This window comes from Bartonella sp. MM97QHHN (assembly GCF_042194285.1).
Taxonomy (GTDB): Bacteria; Pseudomonadota; Alphaproteobacteria; order Rhizobiales; family Rhizobiaceae; genus Bartonella.
Genome location: NZ_JBHIMS010000082.1, coordinates 184377 through 209558, shown reverse-complemented (window position 1 = coordinate 209558; position 25182 = coordinate 184377). Strand labels below are relative to the sequence as shown.

The following is a 25182-nucleotide window of genomic DNA, read 5'->3' as shown; positions in this document are numbered from 1 at the left end:
CAACACACATTATCTCATTCCACAATTTCTTTGGAACAAAATAAACTTGATTATAGCGTTTTTTATTATCTGGAAGAACTATTTATGACATCAGAAATACAAAACTAAATCCGCATCTAAAAAGACATGATTACTGCTAAAAGCTAAGATGAGGCATGTAAAAGCTATTCCGAATAAAATAACCCTTATTTTAAAGGAAGCAGTGATTAAAACTATGAAAAATGCCAAAAATAAAATCGGTTATAAGAAGTTGATACTTTATTTGAAAAAGATGGATTGCCTAACAGCTTATTTAGCGTTTCTTGGCAAGCCGCTACCTATTTTATAGTTTTATTATAGAGCCTTTAAAAAGAAATTTTGAGTGAAAAAATAAACACAAAAAATACTGAATGCATAAAGGCAGTTATCATGACACTGGCAATATTTATTATCAATCACTCAATTGCGTTCTTATATGGATAAGCCCTTTTTAAAATGTCATAGACACTCAAAAATAAGACTTATCCATAAAATTCATGAAATATAAAAACTATCAGCAGCAGGAGTTTATCCTAAATTAGCTGTCTCTCTCTTTTCTTTTCAAGAAAAAATGCTTTTCAAAGATAATGAGACAATAGAAAGCTTAATGAAAATAACTTTCCCACAGTTCTCTCTAATTATTCTGAGAACATTCACATATTTTAACCAGAAATATTTTCAAAAAATTCTTTCATACGTGAAAAAAAACCATGTGATTGCGGTGAATTTTCATGATTTGAGAGTTTCTCAAATTTTTGCAACAATTCACGTTGTTCTTGTGTTAATTTCTGCGGTGTCTCAATCGTGATATGGATGTAAAGATCACCCCTTGCTTGCTGACGGCGCAACATAGGCATACCTTTGCCTCTAAGGCGGAATTGACGTCCATTTTGTGTCCCTTCTGGAATCTTAACGCGTGCTTTAACACCATCAAGGTCGGAAACTTCAAACTCTCCTCCTAAAGCAGCTGTTACCATTGAAATAGGAACGCGACAGTGAAGATCTGCTCCTTCTCGCTGAAAAAACTCATGCGGTTTAATGGAAAGGAAAATATAAAGATCACCATTGGGGCCACCACGAATACCAGCATCACCCTCACCAGAAAGGCGAATACGCGTTCCATCTTCAATACCAGCTGGAACATTTACGCTTAATGAACGTTTTTTCTCTATACGCCGTGTCCCCTGACATTTGGGGCATGGATCCGTAATAGTTTCACCACGTCCATGACATGTAGGACATGTCCGCTCAATAGAAAAGAAACCCTGTGCAGCACGCACACGACCAGATCCATGACATGTTCCACAAACTTGCGGCTTAGAGCCTTTTCTCGCTCCTGATCCTTCACAAACATCACACGTAACGGAACTGGGAATATTAATTTCTGCAGTTTTTCCTGAAAATGCCTCTTCTAAAGTCACTTCCATATTATAACTCAAATCTGCGCCACGTTCGCGACTATCACCACGCTTACGGTGTGTCCCTCCCATAATCTCACCAAAAAAGTCTTCGAAAATATCCGCAAATCCACCACCAGCAGCAAAACCACCAAAGGGATTTGCTCCCCCTTGACCACCGCTATTTTCAAAGGCCGCATGGCCAAATCGATCATAAGCAGCACGCTTCTGGGGATCTTTAAGAACTTCATAGGCTTCGCCAATTTCTTTGAATTTTCGCTCTGCCTCTTTATCCCCCGCGTTGCGATCAGGATGATATTGCATTGCTAACTTACGAAAAGCAGATTTCAACTTTTTATCATCACATTCGCGAGTCACGCCAAGAATTTCATAATAGTCAACCTTCATCATGTATTCCTGATAATTTTTCTGTCATCCATCTTTATGGATAATATTGCTTTTAATTTATATTTTTAGCAACAAAGTTGCAACTTATCTCAAATAATAAAGCCCCGCCTTATATTTCAAAGGCCGGGTTTATCAATTAATCAACACATATGCTGACACTATTTCTTCTTATCATTAACTTCTTCAAAATCAGCATCAACAACATCATCATTCTTTGCCTCTGTTTCAGTGTCAGCGCTCGCTGCTTGTGAGGCTTCGTACATAGCCTGTCCAAGTTTCATACTGACTTCTGCTAATTTTTGCATCTTTGTTGTTACTTCTTCCGTATCACTGCCTTCAAGCGCAGATTTCAAATCAGATATTGCTGTTTCAATCTGTCCCTTTTCTTCAGCTGATACTTTATCGCCATATTCATTGAGCGACTTTTTAGTTGAATGAATAAGAGCCTCCGCTTGATTTCTAGCTTCAACACCTTCACGGCGTTTTTTATCCTCAGCCGCGTGCTCTTCTGCATCCTTTACCATTTTTTCAATATCAGCATCACTTAAACCACCTGATGCCTGAATACGAATTTGATGCTCTTTACCTGTTCCCTTATCTTTGGCCGAAACATTAACAATACCATTCGCATCGATATCAAAAGTAACTTCAATTTGAGGTATACCACGTGGTGCTGGAGGAATACCAACAAGATCAAATTGAGCCAATAACTTATTATCACTTGCCATTTCCCGTTCACCTTGGAAAACACGAATCGTTACAGCACTCTGGTTATCATCAGCTGTCGAAAAAACTTGCGATTTTTTCGTCGGGATAGTGGTATTGCGCTCAATAAGGCGTGTGAAAACCCCACCCAAGGTTTCAATACCCAAAGATAAAGGTGTTACATCTAGCAACAACACATCTTTGACATCGCCTTGCAATACACCTCCTTGGATGGCAGCACCCATTGCGACCACTTCATCAGGGTTAACGCCTTTGTGTGGATCCTTACCAAAGAAGCTCTGCACAACTTGCTGAATCTTGGGCATACGTGTCATTCCACCCACTAAAACAACTTCGTCAATCTCACCGGCCTTTAATCCAGCATCTTTCAACGCAGCTTTACAAGGTTCGATGGTACGCTGCACTAAATCGTCAACGAGAGATTCAAATTTTGCCCGAGTCAATTTCATTGTTAAGTGCTTGGGACCTGATTGATCTGCCGTGATAAATGGTAAATTAATTTCTGTTTGCTGTGATGAAGAAAGCTCAATCTTTGCTTTTTCTGCCGCTTCTTTTAAGCGCTGTAAAGCGAGTTTATCATTTTTCAGATCAATTCCTTGCTCTTTTTTGAATTCATCGGCAAAATAACCAACCAAGCGCATGTCAAAGTCTTCACCCCCTAAAAATGTATCCCCATTGGTTGACTTAACCTCAAAAACGCCATCTCCAATTTCAAGGACTGAAATATCAAATGTACCACCACCAAGGTCGTAAACAGCAATTGTTTTTCCGTCCTTTTTGTCCAAACCATAAGCTAAAGCAGCAGCAGTTGGCTCATTAATAATCCGTAAAACTTCAAGTCCAGCAATTTTACCTGCGTCTTTCGTGGCTTGACGTTGCGCATCATTAAAATAAGCAGGAACCGTAATAACGGCTTGTTCAACTTTTTCACCAAGATAAGATTCTGCTGTTTCCTTCATCTTTTGCAAAATCATAGCTGAAATTTGTGACGGAGAATATTTCTTTCCCGCCTCTTCAACCCATGCATCACCATTGTCACCTTTAACAATTTTATAAGGAACAAGCGCTTTATCTTTTTCAACCATAGGGTCATCAAAACGGCGCCCTATCAAACGTTTAACTGCAAAAACTGTCCCTTCAGGATTTGTCACCGCCTGCCGTTTAGCAGGTTGCCCAACAAGCCGCTCCCCCCCATCAGTAAAGGCAACAACGGAAGGTGTTGTTCGCGCTCCTTCTGAGTTTTCAATAACTTTTGCGTTTTTGCCATCCATAACAGCCACACAAGAGTTCGTTGTCCCCAAATCAATACCAATTACTTTTGCCATATTATAATCTCCATTCAGCAAGCTACCTCAACCTTCATAAAGCATCTTTTTAAGATAGCTCCTCATAACACCTAAAGCCCGTATATTGCTTCAAGCAACATAAATAATAATAAACTGCAAGTCGCAACAAGCCTTGCTGCCTCGTATATAAGAACAGGCTTTTATTGCTACAAGAGAATAATGAGAGAAACATCTCCAAAATAAAAAATTTATTTTAAAATAGGCACGCTAATGACCCATAAATACCATATTTATGAGAGACTTGAGAGTATAATATATTTTTCTTGCGATTCTTAAAAAATATATCTTTCTATAAAAATTAAAAAATAAAAGAATGATTGCACTCTCGCTCTTGATCTTCTCATCATTGATAAAATCATACTCACGTAAAAGCTTTTTAAAAGGCGAATAATTTATATCACAAATATTATAAATTTTCCTTGGACTAAAATAGTCATCATATCTAATGCTCATATCAGTAAAGGTATTATCTATCGATCTCCTTTCAAAAATTCTCCTTCTAACGGTCTCATTGTTTGCGGCTTTTGAAATCTGTGCTTTAAATTCACCTAAAGCGTTTTTTCTTAACTGTATAATTTTGAACTTTGAAAATATTAAAAATACCTCTGTATAAACGCTTTAAAATGCCAAGAGCTGTCATAATATTAAAAATTGGTAAAGTGGTTGATGATTGTTCTGTATTATATCTTCATTAAGTAAAATAGTAGTGCATCATAGATTTTATACCATTTGCAAATACTATTTATGAGATGAACACGGAAGCGTTAAGAGGTGTGTTGTCATTGTAAATCTTACTGTCTTCTTTTAAATTTCAAGAATTCTATGATTTTTATATTCAAATCAATTTCATTTTAGCATTTCTTTCTTTTATTTTAAATAAAAGCTCTGCTAAAATAAAAAATATTCAAAGTGTGAATCTTATGAAGGAGGGTAAATCAATGATGACATCTATTATTAAGAAAATAACAAATCTCATCTTTAAGAATATAATACATACACAATATCCATACAAAAAGGTTATCATAAATATCGTGTGTGCTCTTCTCTTTGCTGGTATAACCCTGCCAGCAGGTGCTCAGCAATATAAACTTGGCGACATAGAAATTCTCAATCCTTGGACACGCGAAACACTTAGAGGTATAAGAGTTGGTAGCGGTTATCTCTACATTATTAATCACAGTAATACCCCAGACCGTTTGGTTTCTATTTCCACAAACGGAGTAAAAACAACAGAGATACACTCTATGGCTGTCGTTAATGATATTATGAAAATGGAAAAAATGCACAATGGCATTGAAATTCCGGGAAATGGCGAAATCACGCTTAAGCCTGGCGGTGATCATATTATGTTCATGGGGCTTTCACAACCATTTAAGTTAGGTGATAAAATTAGCGCAAAATTAACATTTGAGAAAGCAGGAACCATTGATGTTGATTTCTCTGTAAACGCTATGAAAGTACCATCACCTTCTAAATCCTCTCCTGTTCACTAAGCTCCTTTTATTATAAATACACACTTTATAAAATGAAGAAGCGTGAAATTTTTTACGCTTCTTTATTTTTTGTTTAATGCCATCAGTAAAAAATTATCCCCTTTGATGAATTAACTATGGTCAATTTCAGGAATACGTAAAACTTGTCCAGGATAAATTTTATCGGGAGATTTTAGCATTGGCTTATTGGCTTCAAAAATAAATGTGTTTTTATTACCTTGCCCTTTTCCATAAACCTCTTCAGCAATTTTCCAAAGATTATCACCAGATTTAACCTCATAAAAGCGAGAAGTTTTTCTAGGCGTTGTATCTATAACCTTTAATTGATCAACATCTACAGAAGAGATACCTTGTGAATTGCCAACAACCAGCAGTGCTTTTTCAAGTGTTTCCCTATCTGGAACTTCACCGCTTAAAATAGCTTTACCGTCTTCAACTTGAATATTGACTTTTTCTGTACCGAGTTGAAAATGATCAAATGCTCTCTTAAAATCCTTTTCTTTTGGTTCATGGTCCCCAATACCTAATTTTTCCCCTACAGTTTTAATAAAATTAAAAAATCCCATTACGACCTCCTTTCGTGTAGCAGAAACAAATTTTTGTGCATATATTGCCACATTCTTTTCTTTGCTCTTAAAACACATAGGCAGATTTTCTAAACTTCAACAATCAAAACTACATCTGTTCAATTATGAGACAAATACAATAATAAACTTTGTAATAAACCTTGATAAAAAAAGCCTTTATGAAAATTTTCTCTCAAATGAAGGGATCTTAATAGACGTAAAAACATTATAAATTATGAAAGCAAAACAAGATTTTACAGTAATGACAGAAGGTTTTTTACTTTGCTACAATTTGTATCATATTTGTTTTGCAAAAAAAATATGAACTCCCATATAAATAAGTGTGGGTAATTTGCTACCACAGCAATAGAAAGGTCTAAGAAACCATGAAAGATACACCAACAATCACGCAAACGATTGTACTTGTTGATGATGATCGCAATATTTTGACATCTTTATCTTTTGCGCTTGAGACAGAAGGATATCGGGTTGAAAGCTATACAGATGGAGCATCTGCACTCAAGGGTCTCACACTTCACCCTCCACACTTAGCTATTTTTGATATTAAAATGCCCCGAATGGATGGGATGGAACTTTTGCGTCGTTTGCGTCAAAAATCTGATCTTCCAGTTATTTTTCTTACCTCTAAAGATGATGAAATTGATGAATTATTTGGTCTCAAAATGGGAGCTGATGATTTTATTACTAAACCTTTCTCCCAACGTCTTCTTATTGAACGCGTGAAAGCTATTTTACGCCGTTCTAATGCACGTAACCAACCGCTTTCTACAGGAACTTCTTCCACCTCTTCTCTCAAACGCGGAGATCTTGTGATGGATCAAGAACGCCACACCTGTACATGGAAAGATAAACCTGTTATTTTAACCGTTACGGAATTTTTGATTCTGCAAACCTTAGCACAAAGACCAGGAGTTGTAAAAAGTCGTGATGCTTTAATGGATGCTGCTTATAGTGATCAAGTCTACGTAGATGATCGCACCATTGATAGTCACATTAAACGTCTGCGTAAAAAGTTTAAACAAGTGGATGATGATTTTGCAATGATTGAAACACTTTATGGTGTAGGTTATCGTTTCCACGAGGTATAAAACTACTTTGTCGCAAAAATTTGAATGGCAATCAAATCGATGACAGACAATTTTCAACTGGAAACTTTACAAAAAACAACCGTTAATGGTACATCCTCAACGCCATTTCTTATGTTCGCTCGTTTGCATCTTCGAACACAACGTCTCTTTAGACAATTGCTTTTTTCCAGCCTCACACGTCGCATTGTTATATTAAACATTGCTGCTCTTGCCGTTTTAGTTACAGGCATTTTATACCTTAACCAATTTCGCGATGGTTTAATTGAAGCAAAAATCAAAAGTTTATGTACCCAAGGAAAAATTATTGCTGGGGCTATTGCTGCTTCTGCAACAGTAGATACAAATTCTATCCTCATTGACCCTCAAAAACTCTTAGAGTTACAGACTGGTGAAAGCGTTACACCCGCTCCTCAATCAACCGATTCTTGGGATTTTCCTATTAACCCTGAGCAAGTTGCCCCTCTTTTACGGCGTCTTATTACACCTAAAACGACAAGAGCACGTATCTATGATCGTGATGCTACTCTCCTTCTTGATTCGCGCGTTCTTTATTCTAGTGGAGAAGTTTTTAGTTATGATTTACCCCCACTTAAAACAGAACAAAACATGTGGGATCGCCTTACTTCATGGTATTCAAGCGCATTTTATGGCAAAGGTATTGCTCTTGACAGAGAACAAACAAAAACCAGTGGTATTGCTTATCCAGAAGTGTACCGCGCATTAAACGGATCTCTTGCTACGGCTAAAAGACGCAACAGACAAGGGCAATTAATTGTTTCTGTTGCCGTTCCTGTTCAACGCTATCGCGCAGTGGTTGGAGCTCTTCTTCTTTCAACCACTGGTTCCGATATTGATAACATTGTAAAAGGCGAAAGACTGGTTATCTTTAAAGTTTTTGCCGTTGTAGGTAGCGTACTTTTGGTTCTTTCTCTCTTTTTGGCCCATACGATTGCCCATCCATTAAGTAAATTATCTGCCTCGGCTAATCGAGTGCGTAATGGCAATAATCAGCGTGTAGAAATTCCTGATTTTTCAATGCGTGAAGATGAAATTGGTCACCTTTCAACTTCTATTCGTGATATGACTAATGCCCTTTATATGCGTATTGAAGCCATTGAACGCTTTGCTGCTGATGTAAGCCACGAATTAAAAAATCCTCTCACCTCTCTACGCAGTGCTGTTGAAACGCTCCCTCTGGCTAAAAATGAAGAAGCACAAGAGAAATTGCTGGAAATTATTCAACATGATGTGCGCCGCCTTGATCGGTTGATTACAGATATTTCTGATGCATCGCGACTCGATGCAGAGCTTGCACGAGAAACCGCAGAGATTGTTGATATGACACCGCTTTTGGAAAGTCTTGTTCATGCTGTTCAGGAAGTGTATCGTAATACGCAAACTATTGATATAAGCCTTAATATTGTCCCACGTCCTCATGGAAAAGCTTATCTTGTATTGGGACATGAACTTCGTTTAGGACAAGTGATTTCAAATCTTCTTGAAAATGCGCGTTCTTTTATTCCTCGGAATCGTGGCAAAATTTGCATTACTATGAAAAGTCATGCTTCAACCCTTATTTTAACCATTGAAGATAATGGCCCAGGTATTCGTTCAGAAAATATTGAACGCATTTTTGAACGTTTTTACACAGATCGACCAAATGAAGATGCTTTTGGACAAAACTCTGGACTTGGCCTTTCTATTAGTCGGCAAATCATCGAAGCTCATAATGGGACAATTACAGCCGAAAATATTATTGATCCTACACTTGGGAAGTGTAAAACTGGTGCACGTTTTACTATTATACTTCCGCTTGCTAAATAAATCTTTTATCCAAAGTAAAAGACATGAAAACAAAATGTGAAATACTCCACGCAAATTGCCTTCAACTGGGCGGCAAGGGGCTGTTAATTATAGGTCCATCGGGATCAGGAAAATCAACCCTTACCATTTCTTTGCTTGACCGCGCTGAGTGGTCAAAACGTGAAGCGAAGCTTATCAGTGATGATTATACAATGTTGCGTGCGGAAAATGGAAAGCTTCACGGATACACTCCTGATAATTTAGAGGGCGGCATCGAGATTCGTGGCGTTGGTCTTTATATGATAGAATTTAAAAAGCACACAACTATCGATTGCGTTATTTTTCTCGGTCCGGAATATGAACGTTTTTCCACAAATAAAACTTTTCAATTTGAAAATTTGCACATTCCTCTTTTAAAACTTCCCTCTCTTCGTGAAGCCGATTGTACAGCCATTTGTCAAGCTATTGAAGCATTTTTGTTTAGAAAAATATGGCAAAAATCTGTCTAATTTTTTTCTAAAGATAAAAAAATCACAATTTTTGCCTTTTTTTTGCAAATTTTTCTTGGCAGCAAGATAAAGCCTTGTACAATGTCTTTCCCACCAACTATGGTCGGGTCTTATTAGTTAACAGGAGTTTGCGTAAATGATTGGACTCGTGCTTGTAACGCACGGTGAGCTGGCTGTCGAATTTTTACATGCCGTGGAACATGTTGTTGGAGTACAAGAAAAGTTCGCAACAATATGCGTTTATCCCGATGACGATATAGATCAGCGCCGAGGTGATATTATAGCCGCAGTAACCGATACAGATACGGATCATGGCGTCATCATATTAACAGATGTGTTCGGTGGAACACCATCAAATATAGCTATCCCTGCTATTGAAAAAGGACGCGTTGAAATGATTGCGGGTGTTAATTTGCCCATGCTTATTAAACTGATTTCTATTCGCAAATGTCCTGATATTTCATTATCAGACGCGTTAAGAATAGCACAAGAAGCAGGGCGTAAATACATTAATGTACCAAGTATAATTTTATAGCGGATAATAAAATACCAATGTTTTCCAAAGATACCCTCCCATGTATAAGTCGTCATTTCAATATCTGTAATAAACGTGGATTGCATGCACGTGCTTCTGCAAAATTTGTACAAACTGTTGACAATTTTAATGTTACTGTTGAAGTTGAAAAGGACGGAAAAATTGTTGGCGGATCATCAATTATGGGACTTATGATGCTAGCGGCTTCATCCGGTTGCAACCTCACCATTCGTGTTTCAGGACCAGAAGCAACAGATGCTCTTAATGCTCTTGAAAAGCTCATCAATAACAACTTTGGAGAGGAAAACTAGTGCTTTTTCATCATAAACAAGGATGATGATTCTTAGAAAATAGGAACTTTCCATCATTATTTTGAATTTTAATTTCTCTTCCCGCTTTTATACCAATATTCATATCCATTATAGATTGGCATAATTATCATAAATGTAAAAGCTTATAGTAATTTTGTTATGCTCGATTTTTTTCTTCCTTTCCTAACATTATTTGACCAATTTGAATAGTTTTGCGTATTATGGCTATTCCCCGATTTAATCATATAATTAAATTTTTACAGAAAAGAGAACTCTTCACCTTGTATTAAAGTATGCTTTATTTTAGACTAAAGATAAACGTCAAAATAATTTCGCACATCAAAAATCTATCAACTTTTCTTATTTTCTGCTAACTTTGTAGCCTTTATAATACACAAGTAATCTTCCATTGCACATCATTGTGATACAGATCCTGAAAACGCAATTCTTATCAATGTCATAACCATTTCTTAAAACGAATAAGCTTTGTACGCTCATAATTATAGTAAGCATTTTTTAGACATTCTTTTTCTATACTATTGCCTTGTTTTCTGTGATACGTGCCCCGCCCTTATTATCTATATTGCGCTTGAGATAGCATCTTTCATTATAAGGAGATAATATCATGGGTCGTCTATTTAGTGCTCTTCAGATTCCTCAACAAACAACAAAAGCCCTCGTATCATTGCAAAATGGCTTACCAAAAGCGCAATGGATCAACCCGCAAAATTTTCATGTCACCTTATCTTTTTTTGGCGAAGTTGAAAGCTCCTTAGCAGATGAAATTATGCATACCTTTAACACTATAGAACTTCCTTCTTTTACGCTACAGATAAAAGGTTTTGAAGTTTTTGGTTCAGAAAATGCTCCTCATTCTCTTGTGGTTCGCATTGAACCTTGTGAAAAGCTTATTCTTTTACATGAAAAGACGCAATATATCCGGAATAAATTAGAGTTAAAGCCTGATAAAAGACTATTTATTCCGCATATCACTCTTGCACGAATATTTGATATTAATCTTAAAGATCTTTCTTATTATCTATCTTTTCAAGATGATTTTTTTGTTCCTCCTTTTGAGGTTGATCATTTTGTTTTATTGTTATCGGCCTCTCCCTTAAATAAGGCTCCCTATATTGTAAAAGGAAGTTGGGCGCTTCAAAGATAAAAGGGTGTTTATAACACCCTTTAAAACCCCTTTAAGAAAAGACTTCATATATGTGTGATTGCAGGGAATACTGCATTTTATGTTAGAGATTTATTATTGATGTGTTTTAATCCGAATCAGCTTCAACAGAAGCTTCTTTTGCTCCTCCTTTAGCTACACCCACTATAGCTGGACGCAGCACCCTTTCCCCGATAATATAACCTGCCTGAACCACTTGTTGAACAGTATTATCTGGAACATCAGCATTGGGAATTTCAAACATCGCTTGATGAAAGTGAGGATCAAATTTTTGCCCCTCTGGATGAATTTTTTGCACCCCATGACGTTCTAATGCTGCCATCATGGCACGTTCAGTCATTTCAACGCCTTCTGCCAATGATTTCAAACCAGCATCACTCTCCCGTGCACCTTCTGGAATAGCTTCCAAAGCACGATTGAGATTGTCAGAAACCGATAACATATCCCGTGCAAAATTAGCAATGGAATAAGCCTTTGCATCCGCCACATCTCGCATAGTACGGCGTCGAAGATTTTCCATATCTGCAACAAGACGTAAAAGTTGATCTTTCAATTCTTTATTTTCATCCTGCAAAGAGGCTAAAAGATCACTAATCTCATTGCTTTCAGTTTCAACGACTTCGTGTTCCTCTGTTTTATGTGTTTTTAAAAATTCATCGGCTGCCTGTTTAAGTGTATTACGATCAGCTGGATTTTTTAAATCACAATTTTCAAATGAAGCGTCAGTAAATTTGTTTTTTTCATCAGACATAAAAATTTTATTCCTTCATAAGATTCGTTATTCTCGATATCGAAATTCTACAGACAAAAATCAAGGGGTATCGATGTATATAATACAATGAGCTTTTATAGTACAAATACTTACTTGCATCGTTTTAACGCAATAACTGTGACACAAGTTGAGCTGTATAATCAACCATGGGCACGATCCTTGCATAATTAAGCCGTGTAGGACCAATAACACCTAAAGCACCAATGACTCTTTGTTGTGAATCACGATAAGGTGCTACAACTAAAGAAGAACCAGAAAGTGAAAATAACTTATTTTCTGAACCAATAAAAATTCTAACCCCAGAACCTTCATCCGTTAAATCGAGAAGCTGTGCCATACTCTCACGCGTTTCAAGATCATCAAACAAATGGCGTAATCGTTCTAAATCTTCTTCTGCTTTCACATCTTCAAGTAAATTGCTACGCCCGCGAACAATGAGGTGTATTTTATGATCAGCACCTTCTCCTCCCCAAAGAGCTAATCCCGTTTCAACAAGATGATGCGATAAATCATCAAGTGCAGCCCGTGTTTCTGCGCATAAGCGGGCAATTTCCCCTTTAGCTTCACTCAATGTACGCCCTTGGATATGGGCATTGAGAAAATTCATTGCTTCCGTCAATTGTGCATGAGTAACCCCTTCTGGTAAATGAACAATACGATTTTCAACTTCACCTTGTTGAGTCACCAAAACGGCAAGAGCGTGCTCCCTATCAAGGCGCACAAATTCAATATGTTTCAATGTTCCTTCTTGTTTTGTTGCTAAAACAAGCCCTGCCCCACGTGAAAGATCTGAAAGAACTCGGCTTGCTTGAACAAGAAAATGTTCAACCGATTGTGCATGACCAGCCTCTTTGACTTGCATTTCAATATTTTCTCGCTCTTCGTTTGGCAAATCACCCGCTTCCATAAATGCATCAACAAAAAAGCGTAAACCTGATTGTGTTGGCATTCGACCCGCAGAAACATGTGGTGCATAAATCAAACCGAGATGTTCAAGATCACTCATCACATTGCGAATCGTCGCAGGCGATAATGTCTGTTGTAAAAGCCGCGAAAGATTACGTGATCCTACAGGTTCACCATCATTAAGATAAGCTTCAACAATATGGCGAAAAATATCACGCGAACGTTCATCAAGATATTTTAGTTCATTATCAATAGTTTTGTGCTTCATCACAATTGTTTCACTACTTCTAAAATCCTCATCTCTTATATAAGTTTTGCCAAGGTTTGGTCAAATAGTCTAAAGTAGTATAAAAACATATTATCCTATTGAGCTGTAAAATGCTACCTTTCAGAGTGATGCTTGATAAATTACGCGGGAAATATTTTTTGTTAGAGTGTGTGAGAAATATTTAAGATTAAGAGTTGATCTGTAAAGTGGTCTGCTGTAGGGACTTGTCAAGAAAATCTAGATTGATTAAAAACCGCTGTAAATAGAAAATTTCACCCTTTAGAGCAAGCAGAAAATTGGAAATTTACCATAAAATGCTATCATAAAAAAGACATGTCTTTCTTATCTTTGCAAGATTATCTTCGTGCAAGATAAAAATTTTTATTGGAATAAAATATCATAAAACGTGTAAAATAATCATATCATGTAAAATCAAGCAGAATGTGTGTGTATGAGCATTTAAACCGGTTTTTAGCACAAAAATAATTCCCCTTTCATTTTTGGAGAAATCTATATGAGAAGCATAGCAGATAAAAAACTTGTCATTGCTACACATAACACCGGAAAATTGCATGAAATCACTACTTTAATTACGCCTTTCGGTTTAATAATACAATCGGCAAAAGAACTGGGCTTGCCAGAACCAAAAGAAACGGGAAAAACATTTGAAGAAAATGCTTATATTAAAGCTTTTTCAGCAGCAAAAAAAACAGGACTTCCTGCACTCTCTGATGATTCAGGCTTAGAGGTAGATGCATTGGAGGGTGCGCCAGGCGTTTATACCGCTGATTGGGCAATTCAAGCCGATGGTACACGTAATTTTCCAAAAGCTATGAAAAAAATAGAAAATGAACTCCAAAAAGTCGGAGCACGAGAAAAAAGTCAACGGAAATGCCGTTTTATATCCATCATTTGCATTGCATGGCCTGATGCTCATGCAGATTACTTCCGCGGATGCGTTGAAGGAACGTTCATTTGGCCTCCACGGGGAGACAAAGGCTTTGGTTTTGATCCTATTTTTTTACCCGATGGATATGAAAATACCTTTGGAGAAATGTCAACAGAGCAAAAACACAACTGGAAACGTAATGATCTTCTCCCTCTTTCGCATCGCGCACGTGCTTTCAAACTTTTGGCAGAAAACCTTTTAGCATTCTCATGAATGAACCTTTCGGCATTTACATTCATTGGCCCTTTTGTGCAGCTAAATGTCCTTATTGTGACTTTAATTCGCATGTTCGCATCCATGGTGTTGATCAACCACGTTTTGTCACCGCCTTTAAGCGCGAAATAGAAACGCAATACCACAAAATAGGCCCACGCCATATTACAAGTATTTTTATTGGTGGAGGAACCCCTTCTCTTATGGAGCCACAGACTGTCGATGCCCTATTGCAAGCACTTGCAAAAAAATGGGTAGTCGATGATAAAGTTGAAATTACATTAGAAGCCAATCCATCCAGTGTGGAAGCAGAGCGCTTTCGTGGATACCGTGCGGCAGGTGTTAATCGCTTATCTCTAGGAATACAAGCGCTCAATGATAAAGCATTGCGCAAACTTGGCCGACTCCATAATGTGGAACAAGCTCTTTGCGCCATTACTTTAGCACGGAAAATTTTTCCACGTTTATCCTTTGATCTCATTTATGCCCGTCCCGAACAAACCCTTGAACAATGGAAATCTGAACTTGTACAAGCAATTGATTTAGCAGCGGACCATCTTTCTCTTTATCAATTGACAATCGAAGAAGGAACTGCCTTTAAACGGCTTCATGATGCAGGAAGACTTATCCTTCCCCCATCAGAGCTAGCAACAGATCTGTATCATCTTACTCAAGAAATAACGGCACTAAATGGACTTCCTGCCTATGAAATCTCAAACCATGCAATGCCCGGTGCCGAATCAGCACACAATCTTCTTTATTGGCGTTATCACCAATATGCAGGCTTTGGTCCAGGAGCACATGGACGTTTCATTGAGCATACACCGAATCATTCCTATTTCTGTTCAAAAACATTGTCATCACACCTTGAAAACCGCGAACGTTATGTCACAATAAATGAAAAGCATCCCGAACAGTGGCTTAATTTGGTAGAAACAACAGGACATGGCTGTATTGAAACAGAACATTTAACCACTGAACAACAGGCAAATGAAATGCTCCTTATGGGATTACGCCTTTGCGAAGGCTTAGAACTTATACGCTATGAAACCTTAAGCCCTAAACGCATTCCAATGGAAAAACTGATCGATTTACAACACCAAGAATTGATAGAAATGGTGGATAACCAACGCTTAAAAGCAACAACCAAAGGACGTATTGTTCTTGATCACATCATCAGCCAACTCGCAAACTAAAGTTTTTATAACAACATACTTATTTTAATCATAATTATCATTTTTCACAGCAAAGGTGAGATTAGAATATCGTGAGATTCTCTCATTTCAAAACTATTTATAGCAAGCTAGTTACCGCCATTTGCTTACACCTTAAAAAGGGAGAAGCATGTGGATAAAAACTATAAAAAGGAGTAAAAAGGCCTCTGATGAACACTCTTAAATGCTAAAAGCTATTGCAATATTTTGAGCTAGAAAATGTATGGTGCTCTAACTTTATTTTTCATAAACATAAAGATGAGGAGGCACTGTAGACTTTATACGCTTCACGGAAAATTTTATACTACACTATTCATAAGCACCGTAGTGGCATAAATGTGATAAACATTGAGAAAATTTCTTTAAAACAAGTATGTGAATGCATAATACGATAATGTATTGTTCTTTATGAAATCGTGGCACCATTTAAAGAACCAGAGAAATAAGCATGAAGCCATGCATCAGTCTCTGATTATTTAAAAAGATATTACTCTAGTTACTTTTGAAAACCGTAAAGCCGAATAAAAAAGGAGAGTAAAAAAGCACGCTGATTTTCACCTTTATACCTTTTATATTTTCCCTCAATCAGGTTGTGGTTGTATGTCTGTTTCAGAGATTATAAAAAATAGATATACACAATACTTTTATCCTATTCTGGCATATAAAAGCTGTTGTCGCAAAAAATACTGAACCAATATTTATTTGAGATACGCGGCTGTATGATTGGTGTTGATTTATAGATAACAGCAACATCATGAGCTTTATTACACAAATAATGCACTCAAATGGCAAATATACCAAATATGAATCGAGATTGCTTTGTTAGCGAGCGAAATGACATTAATCCCATATAATTTCACTTGTATGCGTACATGCTTATGAGTATCTATACGCGTCCTTTAAGGTTATTTTATTAAAAAATTGAGAATAATACTAGGACAATCCTTGGCTAAAGAAGTCAACGTGATGCTACAAAAGAATTTCTGTGTACCTTTATCATAACCAATATTAAAGCTGATTAAATAAGCTCACCTTCTATCTCGTAATGATATTGCAACGGAAGTTCTTGGGGACAAAAAAAGCAGAGCAAAATATATGAAATAAAATAAACTTAAAGCGCTTTTCCTATAGTCTTTATTCTAAGAGAGTCTAATTGAAATAAGAGGTACCTTTTGTGAGAGCTCAGAAACCATATTAAAACATGAGCTGTGAATGAGCGCATTTATGTTGTACAAACTTTTTACAATAGCAACATGTTTTTGTGTGTCTTCATGGCTTCAACCTGTCACTACACAATGATGATATAATATTCATTGTTTTCCATATATGATTGCACTGCCTTTCTACACCTTAAAGAACGAATATTTTCAATCTAATATGGTCTAAATAGTTCTGCTTCTTCAAGCAGTCCTCTTTTGGCTTTCCAATTATGTAATTCAATTAACTAAAGATTCTACAGACAAGAATCCCAACTTAAGAATATTCATCACTTACTCTAAAACCACTTAATATATTAAGTTTTACGGAACTCGTATCACCATACCTTAAATGGTAATATCTTATGGCACAACAAGATAAAAGTATTTTTGAACCAGCAATCTTTTCTTTATGAAAAAAAATCAATAATAAAACGCTCATAAATAGTAGTAAGCGTTTCCACTGCATCAAGGGACACACACTCATCTACCATATGCATCGTTTGCCCTGGTAAGCCGAATTCAACCACTGGGCAATAATCCTTAATAAATCGCGCATCCGAACTACCACCTGAAGTGGAACATTCTGGTATATTCCCTGTTACACTTTTAATAGCATTGGATAAAGTTTGAATAAGTTTATCATTTTTGGTTAAAAAAACATCCCCTAAACTTGGAATCCATTCAAGCTGATAAGAGGGATATTGGTTACCATTGTTTTTTGATTGCACCAAAGCAAGACGCTTTTCAATTTCCTCCACCAGTGTTTCTTTTGTCCAAAGATCATTGTAGCGTATATTAAAACGAACTGTTGTCTGCGCTGGGATAATATTGACTGTTAAATTACCGGTATCGATGCTTGTTAGCTCTAGATTACTAGGTTGAAAATTCTCTGTCCCTTTATCTAAAGCAGTTTGTGTCAATGCTTGAATAAGCTTACTTGCCAAAGGCAAGGGATTAGCAGCCCGCTCTGGAAAAGCAACATGACCTTGGCAACCCTTCACGGTAATAATACCAGAAATCGATCCGCGGCGACCAATTTTGATAATATCACCAACAGTCTTTACGCTTGTTGGTTCCCCCACAAGAGCCGCAGTCCATTTTTCACCTTTTTTTTCTGCCCATTTGAGAAGTTTTACCGTACCATTAACAGCAGGCCCCTCTTCATCACCAGTAATTAAAAGGCTTACCCTTCCTTTAATGGGTCGTTTCTCAAAAACTCGCGCTAGAGCCGCAATAAAACAAGCGATTCCACCCTTCATATCAACAGCACCCCGCCCATATAATTTTCCTTGATCTATGACAGCTTCAAAAGGTGGATAAGTCCAATCTTCCAATGCACCTGGCGGTACGACATCCGTATGACCCGCAAACATAAGATGGGGTCCTTCACTTCCCATTTTTGCATAAAGATTTTCAACATTGTCTGTATTTTTATCCGTAAAAATAGGGCGCTCGACATGAAATCCCATTTTTTTCAAAAATTGTTCCAAAGTTGATAACGCCCCTGCTTCATGAGGTGTAACAGAAGGACAACGAATAAGTGCCTGTAATAGCTGAAGTGGATCTGTAAGAACAGACATAAAAAACCTTCCCATTTTTTATAAGTCATCGGAACTTAGGGTTATTACGCTGAATTACAAAAAAGATAAAGTAAAAACATTGAAGACACTCAGCAAACCAAGCAGGGGAGAACAATCGTGCTGAGAGCTTCAATGGCTTCCTCATTATACATGAGCAAGCACACACACAACAAAACACTCAACAAAAAGTTCCGTTAAATATTGCCTTCATTTGAAAGTTTTTTACGCCTCTAAATTATATGAATCAAAATTAATTGCATGCAGTCTAGGAGCATTTTCTTTCAACCAAGCACGATATGTTTTACTATCAGGACATAGCTCTTCACAAAGAGCCCAAAATCTTGGCCCATGATTCATTTCAACAAGATGAGCAACTTCATGGGCAACAACATATTCCACAACTTCTTTTGGCGCCATAATAAGGCGCCAAGAAAAAGAAAGACGCTTATCTATTGAACAAGAGCCCCAACGACTTCTCGTATCTTTATAACAAATGGATTTGACTTTACGCTCTACCTGATGAGCATAATGTGCCACCAAAGGCGTTATAATAAGCGCCGCTTGTTTTTTTAAAACGTCAGCAATGCGTCTTGGAAGATATTCTAATTGACCATAAACAATAATTTCAGGCCCTTGCTCCGCATCTGCTGTAATGATTTCTGTTACTCCACGTCCCTCTCTATGTTTTATGGTATGAGAAACACCCAATAAGGGAATTGTCGCCCCCTCTTTGAGATAAGCATTTTTATGAGAGATTTGTACATGAGCAAGACGTGCCTCAATCCAAGATCGATGCTTTTCAATAAAATTTTCAACCGCATAGAGATTTATTGCTGGTGGTGTTGTTACACAAATCTCCTGACTTCTGGCATCAATACGTAAGGTAAGACGGCGCGCATACTTATTTTCCCGCACCCGTACAGGTACAGAGCGCTCAGAAAAAATAAAATGCTGTTTAGAAATGCTCATATATTTTTATCTTCATCAATAAATGTACCCCTTACTTTGCATTAATCTGATTAATAAAAGATCTCAATACTGTTTCAAGGCAATCTAAATCTTGTGGACGAGAAAAGCGATGATCTGCATCACGAACAAGTGTCAATGTTACATCATGGAGAGGTAAATGATCAAGTAAAGTCAATGTATGCTGATAGGGAATATCTTCATCTTCCATCCCTTGTAGAATATGGACTGGACACCCAACATCAATGCATCCTTTCATAACACAATTTTCGCGCCCATCTTCAATCAATGTTTTTGTAAAGGGCATTGGCTCTGTATCATCAACTGCAGGTCGTTCAATATAGCCTTTCTCCTCCAAAATCTTCCATTCTTCTGGGCCTAATTTTGGTTCCACCAATGTTTGTGTAAAATCAGGTGCTGGAGCAATCAATACCATGCCAGCAAGCTTCTTATTTTTCTGTGCTAGCATCATAGCAAGCCTTAGCGCAATCCACCCACCCATAGAGGAACCAATCAAAATTTGTGGACCCTCACAATAGGTTTCAAAAGTCGCTAAACTTTCCTTAACCCAACGCGAAATTGTTCCTTGAAAAAAATCACCTTCAGATTCTCCATGTCCAGAATAATCAAAACGTAAACAAGACAAATCATTCTTCTGAGCAAACTGATCAACTAACGTTGCCTTACTTCCTAACATATCGGATTGATAGCCAGGAAGCCAAACCAAACCTGGAGATTGGCGCCCCTTGCGATAGCGTACTGCAAGTGCGGTGTTCTCAAATGAAAAAAACTGACAAGGAATATTTTGATCCATGATTCTTTATCCTCCATAAAACAATTTCTTTAAATTAAGAGAAAAACTTTTATAATCTAAATCATTCCAAAAAGTAATAAATCAAATAATGAAAATAACACGAATTATAGTTGTTTTTAGGTACATAATTGTATATTAAATTAACTGTAGTTGAATCAAAATTTAAGGAGCATAAACCATTCGTAAACCGTTTAAAATGACACCTACCCAAAAAGACGGACCACGTTCAAATCAGGATATTCGGGTACCTCATGTTCAGCTTATCAATGATGAGGGACAACATCAGGGAGTTGTTTCGATACAAGAAGCTCTTGCTATGGCTGCAGATGCGGGACTTGATTTGGTTGAAATTGTACCAAATGCGGAGCCACCTGTATGTAAAATCATCGATTTGGGAAAATTAAAATATCAAACCCAAAAAAAAGCTGCTGAAACACGTAAGAAGCAAAAAGTCATCGAAATCAAAGAGATTAAGATGCGCCCAAATGTTGATGTCCATGATTATGGAGTCAAACTCAAGGCTGTTCATCGCTTTATTGATCATGGTGATAAAGTAAAGATTACTTTGCGTTTTCGTGGTCGTGAGATGGCTCACCAAGATCTTGGATTAAAGCTTCTTCAGCGTGTGAAAGAAGATACAAGTGAAATTGCTAAAATCGAATTGGAGCCAAAGCTTGAAGGCCGGCAAATGATGATGGTGATAGCACCTAAATAGTTTTGCATTGGAATAATATTCGCATGCAATTCATCAAAATGATGTGTATAGTATTATTTAGAAGCACCACATAGAGTTTTTGTGGTGCTTTTAAGGTTTTATAAATGTGTATAAATCCTTTTAAGAGTTTAATAATGCTTGATCGATTTATAAGAAGAATTCATTATTTTGCATATTAAATGAGAAAACTCAAACATCGTAAGGTCTTCTTATTTCAAGCTCTCTGTATCATGCAATGCGGCAAAATTGTTTGCTTACACATCACAAATGGAGATGATACATAAAAATTATCAAAAAAGCAGAAATGTTTTTTGTGAACTATTTCAAGTGCCAAAGACTATCACAATATGGAAATTGGTAAATACAATAGTGAAACTTGCCGGTACCTTTTATTGAAAACTAAAAATAATGATGAACAACGAATTTTCGTTATACCTTTCACAGAAACTTTGCACTACATTCTTCACTCTCACCATCGTGAAATTGATGTGATGAACCTTGAAAGAAAAAGCTATTTTTGTAAAAAAGATTAAGGGGCTTCTTAATTAAGAGTGTTTCAATCTTGCATAAAATAATGAGAGAATATAGAAGCTCTTCATGGCTAAAAAACAAATTTCCTCTTTTGACAAACATCTTATTATCCGCCTTTTGCGAGAAAATTTTCGTAAACATATGCGTTGGTATAGTGCGGCTATCTTCTCAATGATCATCATTTCTTGTACCACAGCAACCAGTGCATGGATTATGCGGGATGTTGTTAATCAGATTATTGATGCACAAAATTTTCCTATGATTGTTTTGATTTCTAGCTTCATTGCTTTTATCTTTATTCTCAAAGGAGTTGCAACTTTTTTCCAAACTTACTTTCTAAACAAAGCAGGCAATAGTATCATTGCTGAACAACAGCGTAAAATTTTTGCACGACTTATGGAACAAGGAGTCTCTTTTTATCATAATAACACTTCATCTGATCTTCTTGTTCGTGTAACTCATAATGCGACAGCCGTACGTAATATAATTGATACTATTATCACAACTTTTGTACGTGATTTGCTTTCCGTTAGTGGTCTGTTGCTTGTCATGTTCATTCAAAACTTTGTGTTAATCTCCATTACTTTAATCGTAGGACCACTAGCTTTTTTAGGCGTTCGAATGGCTTTAAAACGCGTTCGCAGCTTGATGGAAAAAGAGCTCCTTTCACTTGGTGAAATTATCAAAATCGTACAGGAAACGGCTGTTGGTATTCGAATCATCAAGGCCTTTTCACTAGAAGAAGTCATGAAAAAACGGATGGACAAAGCCATTTGTGATGTTGAAAAACAAACAAACAGTATTGCAACACTCGAAGCTATTACCAATCCAATTATGGAAACACTCACGGGTGTTGCCATTGCAGGTATTATTTGTTTTTCCGGTTATCTTGCAACCCAACGCGCAGGTGTTCAAGGTGAATTTATGTCCTTTATTGTTGCTTTACTTTTAGCTTATGAACCCGCAAAAAGACTAGCAAATGTACGTGTTAAAATTGAATCTGGCTTGGTCAATATCCGTACGATGTTTGAAATACTCGATTGTCCCCTTACAGTTGTAGAACATAAAGAAGCTAAAGATCTGAATAAAACGCAAGGAACTATTCGTTTCGAACATGTTTCTTTTGCATACACTAATAACAAAATGATATTGAAAGACATCAACCTAGAAATAGAAGCCGGAAAAATGACAGCATTGGTGGGACCATCCGGTTCGGGAAAATCAACCCTTATCAACCTTATTATGCGCCTCTATGACCCCACAAAAGGACGCATATTGATTAATGATCAAGACATTCGCTACACAACATTTCGCTCTCTGAGAAACCTGATGGCCTATGTAGGACAGGATACTTTTCTCTTTCAAGGAACTGTTAAATATAATATCGGACTTGGAAAAGAAGGAGCTAGTGATGACGAAATTATCGAAGCAGCAAAAGCAGCAAATGCTCATGACTTTATTATGAGTTTGCCAAATGGTTATGATACACAGATAGGTGATAATGGCTGTAATCTTTCAGGGGGGCAAAAACAACGACTCGCTATCGCTAGAGCAATGATTCACGATAGTGAAATTCTGATTCTTGATGAAGCAACGAGTGCGCTCGATTCACACACCGAAGCACAAATTAATGAAGCTATTCATCACCTTACTAAAGGACGCACAACGATCATTATTGCTCATCGCCTTTCAACGATTGCTCGTGCTCATAAAATTGTGGTCATACAAAATGGACAACTAATTGAACAAGGTACTCAAAAAGAATTGCTAGCAAAAGAACATGGGTTTTATAAAAAACTTCATAATATCCAGTTCAAAAAACATACCTCCTAATTTCTAGATCCTTAAATAAAATTTGAAATAAAAAATGGATAGAAGGTAATGCTCCATTTATAAAAAAGACTTGTTACCAAGAAAAAGCATTACTTTAATCAAAGTTTGCGAAGAATTTATGGTTTATTGAAAATAAACTTCTTGGATTTAAATGAAAACTTTACTCGCTATTTTGTTGAATGCAATTGACTTTAACCATGAAATTTCAAAAACCCCTTCCCTTCCTCAAATAAGTGTTGAAACATTCATAAGTGTTGTGAATCCTGAAAGAGAGAGCATCAAGGTTTGAAAAAATTATCGCGGATGATAATGAATCTGGATCAATACAACCTTTATCCGTGTTTATCCCTGCACTGATAATTTTTTTCTCCACACAACTTTTAAAGGACAAAGACTCTACCCAATCTGATCTGTAAACAATCTAGATTTTTATTGAGCTCATTCCACTTGATAACAACTTATGTGATTCACTTATACAAGGCTTACCCTAAATATTCACCACGTGCTTTCAGAATACTGTGTCAAAAAGGCTTACATACCTTATATCACCACACCTCAAATGTCGGTCTTTTATGGTACAACAGAATAAGCTAACAATTATAAATTGTGTTGCAAATTATAGATACACTCCGTTTAAAAGAAAAACATTGAAAAAATAAGAGAGGTTTTATTATAAAACTTTTTTACTGTTGTAGCTTGCTTTAAAGCAAGCTTTGCTGTTTTTTCTACATTTAGAAACTAAAATGATATTCCTCCAATACTTTAACTGCTTGAAGAGTTTATAAATGCACAACGTTAGTGCTTATATAAGGCTATAATTTCAATATGCAAAAAAACAGATGAAAAGCAAAATGACATTCCTCTTTCTTTTAACCGCTAAAATAGAAAAATACGACATATAACTCTGATAAATATTTTTACAAAAATATCTTTTAATATACATTTTAATACTTTGATTTATAATCATAATTTGTTATTTTACATCTTAAACAAAAGATAAGATGTAATTTGCTTATTGCAAATTTTCTTTATATTTATGATGAATCAATCAAAAGCGCTTGTTGTACGTCATAAGAGATATTGGTATATGCATAAAAACTCTTAAGATAAGCAATAAAAATACCTCTACACTTTCAAGTGAAAAGATTGTCAGCAACATGAGAAGCTGAAAAATAGAATGATAATGCCGGCTTATAGCTTTAGTAAATACTTATACCTTTATTAATAACGGTAGTGTGGATTTTATACCATTCATAAGAGGTACTTTATACCATTTCACAAGCAATCTTATGAAATAGACTCAAGCGCACACTGAGAAATGTTGCTTTAAAACAAGTACATAAACTTGCAATACAATAATGTTATATTTTGGAGTATTCTGTTCGCGGAGCTATTCGTTATAAGAAAAGTGATCTCATTCAAGACACAATAAACAAAAATCTAAAATAATAGGTAATTTTTATTATTAAAAAATATTGCTTTAAATGCGTTTGACAATAAAATCGATGTCTTATGAATTCTCCGCTTAACGCTTTTGTTTATCACGTTCTTTAATGGAATCATGTCCTTCACATAAAAACAGAATGCCATTGTGTTGCAAATTCACGTGCTTGTTTTAAAGAAATCTCTCTCAAAGTCTTCCCCAAGCCCATTTCGCGATAACGTCCGTGAATTGTATAATGATAAATCCATTAAGCTGCCCTATCTTTACGCTTATGGAGTAACAAGCCGGCACCATTCACACTATTCTGCCAGTCCCTAATGTTGCGACAGCTCTTAGTTCTCGAGATGATTCATAAGAGGCATTTTTAGTCATTT

General features: G+C 36.5%; 20 protein-coding genes and 1 pseudogene. 12 read left to right on the top strand and 9 right to left on the bottom strand.

The features are described 5' to 3' along the window. Window positions 1-680: 680 nt before the first annotated feature. Both dnaJ and dnaK read right to left on the bottom strand, forming a co-directional pair. Window positions 681-1823: a molecular chaperone DnaJ gene (dnaJ, locus tag ACFIJW_RS06340; protein WP_375611466.1), complete on the bottom strand. Its 1143-nt coding sequence runs from the start codon at window positions 1821-1823 to the stop codon at window positions 681-683. A gap of 158 nt (window positions 1824-1981) precedes the next feature. Next, window positions 1982-3874, bottom strand: a complete 1893-nt coding sequence (dnaK, locus tag ACFIJW_RS06335; protein ID WP_375633677.1) for a molecular chaperone DnaK — start codon at window positions 3872-3874, stop codon at window positions 1982-1984. 959 nt (window positions 3875-4833) lie between these two features. On the opposite strand from dnaK, the gene ACFIJW_RS06330 reads away from it, so the two are divergent. Next, on the top strand, window positions 4834-5388 hold the full coding sequence (locus ACFIJW_RS06330) for a copper chaperone PCu(A)C (RefSeq protein WP_375633676.1): 555 nt from the start codon (window positions 4834-4836) through the stop codon (window positions 5386-5388). Between the two features lie 110 nt (window positions 5389-5498). Here ACFIJW_RS06330 and lysM read toward each other — a convergent pair whose 3' ends face one another. Continuing rightward, entirely contained in the window at window positions 5499-5954 is a 456-nt protein-coding gene (gene lysM / locus ACFIJW_RS06325; protein ID WP_375606145.1) for a peptidoglycan-binding protein LysM, read from the bottom strand. 386 nt (window positions 5955-6340) lie between these two features. Between lysM and ACFIJW_RS06320 the strand changes: the two genes are divergently transcribed. The 6 genes from ACFIJW_RS06320 (at window position 6341) to thpR (ending at window position 11386) form a co-directional block, all read left to right on the top strand. Then, window positions 6341-7063, top strand: a complete 723-nt coding sequence (locus ACFIJW_RS06320; protein ID WP_005774392.1) for a response regulator transcription factor — start codon at window positions 6341-6343, stop codon at window positions 7061-7063. A 39-nt stretch (window positions 7064-7102) separates the two neighbouring features. Beyond that, window positions 7103-8887, top strand: coding sequence for a stimulus-sensing domain-containing protein (locus tag ACFIJW_RS06315; protein WP_375617497.1), 1785 nt, complete (start codon window positions 7103-7105; stop codon window positions 8885-8887). Between the two features lie 23 nt (window positions 8888-8910). Further along, complete coding sequence (locus ACFIJW_RS06310; RefSeq protein ID WP_375633675.1) at window positions 8911-9375, top strand: HPr kinase/phosphatase C-terminal domain-containing protein; 465 nt, start codon at window positions 8911-8913, stop codon at window positions 9373-9375. A 136-nt stretch (window positions 9376-9511) separates the two neighbouring features. Beyond that, on the top strand, window positions 9512-9910 hold the full coding sequence (locus ACFIJW_RS06305) for a PTS sugar transporter subunit IIA (protein WP_375606142.1): 399 nt from the start codon (window positions 9512-9514) through the stop codon (window positions 9908-9910). A 17-nt stretch (window positions 9911-9927) separates the two neighbouring features. Continuing rightward, a complete protein-coding gene (locus ACFIJW_RS06300) occupies window positions 9928-10221 on the top strand; it encodes an HPr family phosphocarrier protein (protein WP_012754483.1) in 294 nt (97 codons plus the stop codon). Window positions 10222-10846: 625 nt separating this feature from the next. Continuing rightward, the gene (gene thpR / locus ACFIJW_RS06295) at window positions 10847-11386 is read left to right on the top strand and encodes an RNA 2',3'-cyclic phosphodiesterase (protein WP_375633674.1); all 540 of its coding nucleotides are present in this window, start codon (window positions 10847-10849) and stop codon (window positions 11384-11386) included. Window positions 11387-11492: 106 nt separating this feature from the next. Here thpR and grpE read toward each other — a convergent pair whose 3' ends face one another. Further along, window positions 11493-12155, bottom strand: coding sequence for a nucleotide exchange factor GrpE (gene grpE, locus ACFIJW_RS06290; protein WP_375633673.1), 663 nt, complete (start codon window positions 12153-12155; stop codon window positions 11493-11495). A gap of 124 nt (window positions 12156-12279) precedes the next feature. Beyond that, a complete protein-coding gene (gene hrcA / locus ACFIJW_RS06285; protein ID WP_375633672.1) occupies window positions 12280-13350 on the bottom strand; it encodes a heat-inducible transcriptional repressor HrcA in 1071 nt (356 codons plus the stop codon). Between the two features lie 514 nt (window positions 13351-13864). On the opposite strand from hrcA, the gene rdgB reads away from it, so the two are divergent. Further along, window positions 13865-14512, top strand: coding sequence for an RdgB/HAM1 family non-canonical purine NTP pyrophosphatase (gene rdgB, locus ACFIJW_RS06280; protein WP_375633671.1), 648 nt, complete (start codon window positions 13865-13867; stop codon window positions 14510-14512). Next, entirely contained in the window at window positions 14509-15708 is a 1200-nt protein-coding gene (hemW, locus tag ACFIJW_RS06275; RefSeq protein WP_375633670.1) for a radical SAM family heme chaperone HemW, read from the top strand. Before rdgB ends, hemW begins: the two co-directional genes overlap by 4 nt. Before the next feature lie 1624 nt (window positions 15709-17332). Here the strand turns inward: hemW and dapE are convergent. From dapE to ACFIJW_RS06260, 3 genes are all read right to left on the bottom strand, one after another. Beyond that, entirely contained in the window at window positions 17333-18505 is a 1173-nt protein-coding gene (gene dapE, locus ACFIJW_RS06270) for a succinyl-diaminopimelate desuccinylase (protein WP_375617489.1), read from the bottom strand. Window positions 18506-18727: 222 nt separating this feature from the next. Continuing rightward, window positions 18728-19474 carry a M48 family metallopeptidase gene (locus ACFIJW_RS06265; RefSeq protein WP_375611379.1) on the bottom strand — a complete coding sequence of 249 codons (747 nt, stop codon included), beginning with the start codon at window positions 19472-19474 and terminating at the stop codon, window positions 18728-18730. Between the two features lie 31 nt (window positions 19475-19505). Further along, window positions 19506-20285, bottom strand: coding sequence for an alpha/beta hydrolase (locus ACFIJW_RS06260; protein WP_375633669.1), 780 nt, complete (start codon window positions 20283-20285; stop codon window positions 19506-19508). Between the two features lie 196 nt (window positions 20286-20481). Between ACFIJW_RS06260 and infC the strand changes: the two genes are divergently transcribed. The 3 genes from infC (at window position 20482) to ACFIJW_RS06245 (ending at window position 23653) form a co-directional block, all read left to right on the top strand. Then, complete coding sequence (gene infC / locus ACFIJW_RS06255) at window positions 20482-21000, top strand: translation initiation factor IF-3 (RefSeq protein ID WP_375617486.1); 519 nt, start codon at window positions 20482-20484, stop codon at window positions 20998-21000. Between the two features lie 597 nt (window positions 21001-21597). Continuing rightward, complete coding sequence (locus tag ACFIJW_RS06250) at window positions 21598-23364, top strand: ABC transporter ATP-binding protein (RefSeq protein WP_375620868.1); 1767 nt, start codon at window positions 21598-21600, stop codon at window positions 23362-23364. A gap of 151 nt (window positions 23365-23515) precedes the next feature. Beyond that, window positions 23516-23653, top strand: a complete 138-nt coding sequence (locus ACFIJW_RS06245) for a hypothetical protein (protein WP_375620869.1) — start codon at window positions 23516-23518, stop codon at window positions 23651-23653. Window positions 23654-24892: 1239 nt separating this feature from the next. Here ACFIJW_RS06245 and ACFIJW_RS06240 read toward each other — a convergent pair. Beyond that, a pseudogene (locus ACFIJW_RS06240) lies at window positions 24893-25170 on the bottom strand (Arm DNA-binding domain-containing protein); the annotation flags it as partial. Window positions 25171-25182 lie beyond the last annotated feature (12 nt).